Raw genomic sequence first — 8644 nt, 5'->3', positions numbered from 1 at the left:
CACGACCGAAGTCCCGCTACACTCCAGCCGCCCAGCGAAACCCGCAGGTCAGACAGCAAAGTCCTGCTGGAGTACTAAAGGTCGTGGACGCCTTCCCAGCCCCCGACGCTGAGGTCCTCGGCTTCCTGGTCGAGGGTGCGAGCTGCCAAGCCGACGTTCGCCAAAGCCAGGGTGCCCGTGTCCTCGCCGGCCTGATCGAGAATGGCCGTGCGGGAGGTCAGAACCGCTTCGGCCCATGCGTGTGCTGCGTTCGCGAAGGCACGCGTTTCGGAGGGAGCATCTTCTGCAAGATCGGCCAGCTTGGGAGTCACGTACTCAGCCGTCATCTTGACGCTTTCGATGTGGTCCTTCGCATCCGTATCGTGCGCGTCGACAGCCTCAGACTCCATCTTGATCTCAACACGTAGGCTGTCGATCTCGTGCGTGATCGGCTTGATCAACTCAGTATTGTCGGCGCCGCACCCTGTGACCGTGGCCATTACCGCGGCGCCAGTGGCTACCGCGGCAACAAGTCGTTTCATCACTATGCCCCCGCTTCTGGTGCATCACCGTGATACCTAAAGCATATGGATCTTGCTATGCGACTCGAGCGATGTCAAAGCATCGATGACGTGCTGCAAGTCGCTGAGGTATCGAGGTGTGCCTCCCCATGTGCCCCCGTGACCGCGATGGACTGCCCAGCCACGTATACCTCGACCGCGCCGTCGAAAGCCACACGCCTACAAGTGCAACACCTTCATAGGCCTACCGCCTGATGAACGAGCTCACCCTCACCGAGAACCGCCAGGAGGAACCGCCGACCAGGCCGCGCTTGATGCACCGCCTCGTCGTCACGGACGCCGGGATCGCCCTGGAGGTGCACGGGTACGCCGTGCTCTCCGAGCGGGAGATCCACGCCACCGAAGCCGTGCTCGGCCGCCCACTCGATGCGGTTCAGCAGCTGCTGGATGCGATCGGGGCCCGCATGCCCGGCCTCCTCCGCCAGAGTCCAGCCGTTCTTCCGCTCCAGCGGCGCGATCAGTTCCCGCATATAGGCATGCGCGGACTACGAAGTGCTGCTCGCCGTCCCTGCCTCCTTCGCCGCACTGCAGGCCCGGCTCCTTCTGGGGCTGCCTCTCGCCTCCCGTCCAGAGGCTGGGTGGATCACGACAGACCGGAAGGCAGCCGCGACGGCGGCACGACCCGCAGCACCTCCCACAGCGGTCGCCTGAAACTGCGTCTCCGCGGCTGTGAAACCGCAGGTGAAACAGTCTGCTCCCCGCACCCGCGGGGATGGTCCCGCGACGATCTCCACCACGACCAGGACCAGCAGCTGCCCCCCGCACCCGCGGGGGATGGTCCGTTCACCGGCACCCGGCGGGTTCCTGATGGGGCTGCTCCCCGCACCCGCGGGGATGGTCCCGTGTGCCGGAACTGGTGCGGGTGCAGTGGGTCCTGCTCCCCGCACCCGCAGGGATGGTCCCATGGCGGATCTGCTCGGGGTCGTTCGGCAGCAAGGAGTACTCGGCCAGCCGACAGCGCGCCGGTGCGCCGGCGAAGATGTGTGGCCCGAAACGCACCTGAAGGCCGTCCGAGCCCGCAGGCGTACGGAGGACAGAAGGCCGGCCTCGCGGGTCCTCAGCAAGTACAGCTCGTGCGGGAGATCTTCCGATGCTGCCCCGGACTGTTCGTCACCATCCGGTCTCTGATAGTCATATCGCCGGGGACGGGCGTAAGCCCGTAGCGGCGTCCTGCGGGGCGTCGCAAGGGAGGGAAAGCACATGGGCACCACCACACGCGACGACGTCATCGCCCTCGAGCAGAAGGCGGTGGACCACGCGTACGCCTGTTACGAGGCACGGCTGGCCGAGATGAACGGAACCGGGGCCGCCACGGCGTCGGCCACCGGCAAGGACGGCATCGCCAACAAGAAGGACGCGGAGCAGCGGGCAGCGGCCTACGGCAACCTCGGAGGCGAGTCGCTGGTCTTCGCCCGCGTCGACGTCCCGGAGGAGCCCGGCGGCGAGCCCCGGCCCTGGTACGTCGGCCGGCGTCCCGTCTCCGACGTCCGGACCCGCGACACCGTCGTCGTGCTCTGGACCAGCGGGATGGCCACCAAGTGGCTCGAGGCGCAGCAGGAGGCGCCGGGCGACGTCGTTCTGCGGAGGCGGCTGCGCTGCGCGGAGCGTGTCGTCGAGGACTACTCCGATGAGATCGCCGTGCCCGGAGCTCTTTCCGGCACCGTTTCCGAGGCCGCCCCCGATGCCGCCTCCGACGCGGGACTCGTTCCCACGCCCAGGCCTCCCGCCGACGACGCCCCGAAGGCAGGGCGGCCGGGCACCGAGAAGCGCGGGGAGCGCCCGCCGGCCCGCACTCCGGCCGACGTCGCCCGTATCCAGCGCCGCAGGCCCCCGCAGCCGGACGATTTCCTCCTGCGCGAGCTGCAGCGTTCGCGCCGAGGCCGGATGCGGGACATTGTGGAGACGATCCGCCGAGACCAGATGGCGCTGGTCACGGGTTCGCCGACCGACATCCTCGTCGTGCAGGGCGGGCCGGGCACCGGCAAGTCCGCGGTCGGACTGCACCGCGTGACCTGGCTGGTCAACAACGAGCACTTCACGGCCTCGGACATCCTCGTCATCGGCCCCCACCAGCGGTTCCTCGACTACGTCGGCCAGGTGCTGCCGACCCTCGGCACCCGCGACGTCAACGCCGTCCAGCTGTCCCGCCTGTGGGAGGGCGAGTCCCTCGGCACCGACACCCCGCGGGCACGGCTGGTGAAGTCCGACGAGCGCATGGCGGCCGTCCTGCGCCGCCGGATCGAGCGCGAGTGCCGTCCCGAAGCCCTCGACGGCCTCCTCACCGCACCCTCCTTCGAGGGCGACGAGCCGGCGTTCACCGTCACCGCCGGCAGCACCACCCTGCGCGTGCCGCGCTCCGGGCTCCTCGCCCTCCTCGAGGAGGCGCGCGGCGGTGACGGCGCCCACCGCGAGCGCCGCGACCGCTTCCGCACCCTGCTCGTCGACCACCTCCTGGCCGAACTCGCCGCCGTCGCCCCGCGCCGCGGCGCGGACGGCACGATCCGCCGCAGCCTGGAACGCAACCGCAGGGTCGAACGCCTCCTCGACCGGGTCTGGCCCTCGCCCGGCGCCAGGGAAGCCCTGCGCAGCCTCTACGACTCACCCGACCTGCTGCGCGCCTGCGCCGCCGACCTCCTCGACGACGAGGAGCAGGCCGCCCTGCACCGCCCCCGCGCCGCCACCGCCGACGGCGACCCGTGGACCCTGGACGACCTCGTCCTGCTCGAGGAACTCCGGTACCTCATCACCGGAGAGATCCCACGCCGCTACGGCCACATCGTCGTCGACGAGGCCCAGGACCTGACCCCCATGCAGGCCCGCACCCTGCGCCGGCGCGTCGCGCGGGGCGGTTCCATGACCGTCCTCGGCGACCTCGCCCAGGCCACCGGTCCGCGCGTGCACACCGACTGGGAGGAACTGGGCACCCTGCTGTCCGACCACGGCGACTGGCGCGTGGCCGAACTGACCGCCAGCTACCGCGTGCCCGCCGAGATCATGGAGTTCGTCGCGCCGCTGGCCCGCACGGTCGCCCCCTCGCTGCCGTACCCGCAGGCGGTGCGCGAAGCCGGTGAAGGCGCGGTCCGGACCGTCGCGACCGAGCCGTGGCGGCTCCTGGACGACACCGTTGCCCATGCCGTCCGCCTCCTCGGCAGCAGTGACGGTCACACCCTGCGCTCGGTGGCCGTCATCGTCCCCGACGACTCCGGCTGGCTCGACGAGATCGCCCGCCACCTCGATGCGGCGGACGGTCTCACGCAGCAGGAACGCGAGGCGGTGTCCGTGCTGGCCGCCGCCCAGGCCAAGGGCATGGAGTACGACCACGTCCTCGTGGTGGAACCCGCCACCATCGCCGCTCGCGGCCCGGCCGGCCTGCGCCAGCTGTACATCGCGCTGACCCGCAGCACCCAGACCCTGACCGTCCTGCACACCGCACCGCTCCCGCAGGCCCTCACGGACACCGGCACCCCGGATCCCGCCGAACAGCCGCCCACCGGAGCCGCTCCCGGCACCGACGAGGTCGCCGGCAGTACCGCCGGGCCGGTCACCGCGGCGGGGAACGCCCCCGAGATCGGCACCGACATCAAGGTCCGCGTGGTCGGCCACACCACCGGCGGCAACTACAAGGTCGAGGCCGTCTCACCCGCCACCGACCGCCCCCTGCTCCTGGCCGTACGCCACGGCTCCACACCGCCCGAGACCGGGGCGGAGCTGGACGCCTGGGTCCTGCGCCACACCTCCAACGTCACCTTCGTCACCGTCGACGAGCGCGGACGCAGGCCCGTCTCACTCACCATGGCCGAGCGGTACGTGGACGCGCTCACCGTCATCGCGGAACTGGCCGACGGCAACGTCCCGAACGACGCCCGGGCCCGGCTCTCCGAACTCAAGGGCATGGCCAACCGCTGCCTGCGCCTGGACCAGCACGACTGGCTGGACGTCTGGCGGATCCTCGGCTCCCCGGACCGGGACCGTCTCGCCCTGTTGCGGGACCTCGCCGCGAACACCAACCGCGCGCTCGCCTCGGACACCCCCGACCTGGACCGGTTCCGGGCGGAGCTGCAGCGCACCGGCTGGGCCGAGGCCCTGGCCGAGGCGCGCCGGACGATGGAACAGCGCCTCGCGGCCAAAACCGCCGACCGTCCGGTGAAGGAGAACCGGGGCACCGAGCCCGCCGCCGCGCGATCCCCCGAGCCCGCCCCGTCCGGCCGGACCGAACCGTCCGCACCGCCACAGCAGCCCGAGCAGCCCGAGCAGTCGGAGCTGGAGGAGAACCGCCCCATGCCCAGCACAACCACCGGCACCGATGCGCCGACATCCGCACCGAAGGCCGTCCCGAGCACGGACCTGCTGCGGTTCCTGGAGACCGCGGCCGCGGCCGACCGCGTCTGCAAGACCCATGAGGCGGTGCGCCTCGAGCTGATGGCGGCCCTGCTGCGGGCCGACCGGCAGCCGAACGGCGACTCACCGGTCGTCGACGTCGACTGCACCACTGAGCACGGCCGCTTCCTCTACGAGGTCCTGGGCGCCGGTCTGTCCACGTACCCCGACCTCCGTTCGGGAGCGGCCCGCCTCCGCGAGGCCAACCACACCCTGCCGACGACCGCCGACCGCCTCTACCTGGTGCTGTCCCAGCCGCCCGCCGAGGACTGGTCGGCCGCCACCGTCCACGACGTCTTCGGCGTCCATCTCCTGTGGCGCACCCCGCAGGGCTGGGGCGGGCAGGACACCGCGACCGCTCTCGGCCTCGATGCCGGTCAGGCCTGACATCACCACTGGCCGGGCGCGTCCCGTCCCGCACCGCTCGGGTCTGGACGCGCCGACCGCTTCCCGAGCCTGAACAACACGTCGGGCCCCAGCCCCGCGGGAAGCGGGCCAGGAACAGACCGGCAGCCCCCGCCCGCGCTCGGCCCCTGGCCCTCCCAGCCCGACGAACCACTTGTGCATACGACGAAACGGACTTCTTGTGAGCACTGTCGGCCCGAGCGGGCGGATTCAGCCCGTCCGCCCTGGTGACCCTTCACGTATCGGCCCCTACCGGATCATCGGCCGACTCGGCTCGGGCGGCATGGGAACCGTTCACGCCGGACTCACCTCCGACGGGCTTCGGGTCGCGGTCAAGGTAATCCACTCCGCACAGGCCGAGGACGCCGACTTCCGGGCCCGGTTCCGCCGCGAGGTGGACCTCTCCCGCCGAGTCCAAGGCCCGTGCCTCATACCGCTGCTCGCGGCCGAGCCCGAGGCGAACCCTCCGTGGCTGGCCACCGTCTACGCCCCCGGCCCCACTCTCAACCAGCACCTCTCCGACAGCGGACCGCTGTCGGGCGGAACCCTGTACGCCTTCGCGACCGGCACAGCCCAGGCGCTGGCCGCCATCCACGCCGCCGGTGTCGTCCACCGGGACGTCAAGCCACAGAACGTCGTCCTCACCCCCGCCGGCCCGCGCGTCCTGGACTTCGGCATCGCCCATGCCGCCGATGGCACGAGCATCACCAGGACCGGTGTCATGACCGGCACCCCCGGCTGGATCAGTCCAGAGCACTACCGCACCGGCACCGCCGGGCCCGCGGGCGACATGTTCGCCTGGGGCGCGCTGGTCGCCTACGCTGCCACCGGTCGCCTCCCCTTCGGCACCGGTGCTCCGGACGTGGTCGCGTTCCGCGTCATGTCGGGCGAGCCCGACCTCGACGGCATGCCCGGGAAGCTGCGGGAAATCGTGGAGACGTGCCTCGCGAAGGAGCCCGCCGGCCGGATGAGCGCCGCCTCGGCGGCGGAGGAGTGCGTGGCGCTTCTCGCCTCGCAGGACACGCAGCTCCTCGAAGACGGCACGGCACTGGAACCCACCCGCGTCGGCGAACTGGTGACGGCCCAGTGGGACATGCCGCCCCTGGACGACCCCGCCTGGTCCCACCCGCCCACGCGCTCCCGAAGACGCACGGTCGCGACGGTCCTGGCGGCCGCGGTCGTCGTCGGCGGCATCGTGGGCGGCGCCCTCGCCCTCCCCTCCGGCACGCAGAGCCCCACGCACGACGCCGCCGACGTACACGCCGCGCCCGCGGAGCCGAACGCCCCGCGCACCGGTCCTGCCGCATCGGGCACCGGCACGGAGCCTTCGGCCGACCCCCGTACGGTCGGCATTCCGAACGACCCGCTGCTCGGGGTGCCCGATCCCGCCTACACGCGGGCCGACGACCCCGCTCAGCCCGGCTACGACGAGTGGACGAGGAGCACAGCCGCGGCCGGCCCGGACGAGAAGGACGTCGAGGAGGCCATCCGGAAGGACATGACCTCCATGCTCGGCACGAAGGACATGGCCTTCATGAAGCCCACCATCACGTTCAACAGACGGGCCCAGACGGTGATGGTCACCGGCGGCCCGATCTCCACACTGACCGACGACTACAAGGAGGTGTTCGGCAGGGCAGGGGCGATGGCCGCCTGCACCGCCCTCGCCCACCGCCTCGAGGGAGCCCCCACCACCTGGCCGTACGGCCGCTACCACGTCCTGTGGAAGGACTTCGACGGCCAGACGGAACCGACCTTCCTCGACTTCGGGCAGGCGACCGACGGCTGTCTCCCGGAGACCGCGGGGCAGTGGCAGGGAAGCGAGACCGGTATCGCGACCGCCGCGATGCCCAGCAGCGACAGGGCCGAGATCCGTGTCGCGGACACCGCCGTCAAAGCCGTCACGAAAGCCTGGAACACCAGAGCCGCCGGAGGGCAGTACGGCTTGACTCCCTTCGGCAGGGACGACTCCGTCAGCCTCGGCTTCGATCCCGTCGAAAAGGCCGCCTACGTGTGGGCCGTGGACGACCTGGACGTGCTCGTGGGCCGCGCCCAGAGGAGCCAGTTCCAGCAACTCGTCTCCAAGACCGTCTGCCAGAAGATGACCGCCGAGTACGACCGAGACGTGAACTGGAACTACACCCGCTGGTCGGTGGCGGTCTACCAGGGCAACAGCGGAGTCGCGGAGTTCATCGGCTCGGGTACCTGCACTCCGGACTGAGCGGTGCAGGGAGGACGTGCCCGTTCGAGGACCCTGCTGCAGGCCGCGCCGCGTTCGGTCCTCCGTTCGCCCAAGGGGGCTGCCCGGTGTCACCGGGCCGACGTACGGCAGAGATGGCCTTGGTCTCGGCCCTGCTCTCCCGAAGCCAAGGCGAAGTGACGATTTGATCTCTGTGACCAGGGTGACGCTCGGTCAGAGGAAGCGAGGCGGGGTCCTGAAGGTGATGAGGTCGGGCTGGATCTGCTCGACGGACTCGCCGTCCGCGTGACGCCGCGGCACCGTGTGCAGCATGTCCTCGGCGATGACCGGCAGCCGACCGCCGTGCGCCACTGCCCCTGCTGTGCACGAAGTCGGATTGCGGCTGTGCGCCTGCTTACGCCGATGCACCCTTGAATGTCGCCCTTGGATTTACCCCTTGACTACAACCCAAGGGTTGCTACCTTGGGTTCATGCCAAGCAATGAGAAGCCTCGCCTCATCCCGACCGGCAAGTGCTGGTGCGGCTGCGGGAAGGACGTCGGCCTGGGCAAGTTCTTCGCCGCCGGCCACGACAAAATCGCCGAAGCAGCGCTCATGGCCCTCAAGTACGACGGGTCCGTCGCTCAACTGCTCCACGCCCACGGCTTCGGCTCGCACCATTCCGTCCGCCACGCCGCCGTCACCGATCCGGACTGCTCGTGGGAGAAGTGCGCCGACTGCAACTACAGCGGCGCCCCTGCCAGCATCGCCAACCACCGCAAGAAAGATCATCCCGACCGGCATGTCCTCGCCCAGGCGATTCGTGCCCTCGGAGGTACCTGGGATCCGCAGCGTGCGATCAAGGCTCTGGGCGACCACGGTCTCACGTGGGAAGACCAACGGGCAGCGGAGAAACGGGTCCGGCAGATCCTGCGCGACCTGTGCACGGACGGGCTCATCGTCAAAACCGACCCTCAACGGGCTGTCTACGACTTCGTTCAGGAGTAGAGCCGGGGACCCCACGGTACCCATGAGACACATCCGGTAGGGGTGTGACACTGGCAACCTCGTGTAATCGAGAGTGGCGTATTCCTTGGCCAGTAAGGGCTCGTGGTCACCGTGCG

Annotated in this window: 5 protein-coding genes and 1 pseudogene; 3 read left to right on the top strand and 3 right to left on the bottom strand. The window is 70.4% G+C overall.

The window, feature by feature from the left end; genetic code table 11:
* Window positions 1–74: 74 nt before the first annotated feature.
* Together ACP4IX_RS35765 and ACP4IX_RS35760 are read right to left on the bottom strand one after the other, a co-directional pair.
* Window positions 75–440 carry a hypothetical protein gene (locus ACP4IX_RS35765; protein WP_426558757.1) on the bottom strand — a complete coding sequence of 122 codons (366 nt, stop codon included), beginning with the start codon at window positions 438–440 and terminating at the stop codon, window positions 75–77.
* 470 nt (window positions 441–910) lie between these two features.
* Window positions 911–1045, bottom strand: a pseudogene (locus ACP4IX_RS35760) (IS701 family transposase); the annotation flags it as partial.
* Window positions 1046–1760: 715 nt separating this feature from the next.
* On the opposite strand from ACP4IX_RS35760, the gene ACP4IX_RS35755 reads away from it, so the two are divergent.
* Window positions 1761–5324: a HelD family protein gene (locus ACP4IX_RS35755; RefSeq protein WP_426558755.1), complete on the top strand. Its 3564-nt coding sequence runs from the start codon at window positions 1761–1763 to the stop codon at window positions 5322–5324.
* A 199-nt stretch (window positions 5325–5523) separates the two neighbouring features.
* Entirely contained in the window at window positions 5524–7563 is a 2040-nt protein-coding gene (locus ACP4IX_RS35750; RefSeq protein ID WP_426558754.1) for a serine/threonine protein kinase, read from the top strand.
* 192 nt (window positions 7564–7755) lie between these two features.
* Here ACP4IX_RS35750 and ACP4IX_RS35745 read toward each other — a convergent pair whose 3' ends face one another.
* The gene (locus ACP4IX_RS35745) at window positions 7756–7893 is read right to left on the bottom strand and encodes a hypothetical protein (protein WP_426558752.1); all 138 of its coding nucleotides are present in this window, start codon (window positions 7891–7893) and stop codon (window positions 7756–7758) included.
* Between the two features lie 119 nt (window positions 7894–8012).
* On the opposite strand from ACP4IX_RS35745, the gene ACP4IX_RS35740 reads away from it, so the two are divergent.
* Window positions 8013–8528: a hypothetical protein gene (locus ACP4IX_RS35740; RefSeq protein WP_426558750.1), complete on the top strand. Its 516-nt coding sequence runs from the start codon at window positions 8013–8015 to the stop codon at window positions 8526–8528.
* The last annotated feature ends 116 nt before the right edge of the window (window positions 8529–8644 follow it).

The sequence above is a fragment of the Streptomyces sp. WG5 genome, assembly GCF_049974565.1.
Lineage (GTDB): Bacteria > Actinomycetota > Actinomycetes > Streptomycetales > Streptomycetaceae > Streptomyces.
This window is presented reverse-complemented; position numbering and strand designations above follow the sequence as displayed.

What these genes read in the sequence shown, in the direction of transcription:
- ACP4IX_RS35755 (WP_426558755.1), top strand. Translation starts at nt 1,761, where the DNA reads ATGGGCACCACCACACGCGACGACGTCATCGCCCTCGAGCAGAAGGCG.
- ACP4IX_RS35740 (WP_426558750.1), top strand. Translation starts at nt 8,013, where the DNA reads ATGCCAAGCAATGAGAAGCCTCGCCTCATCCCGACCGGCAAGTGCTGG.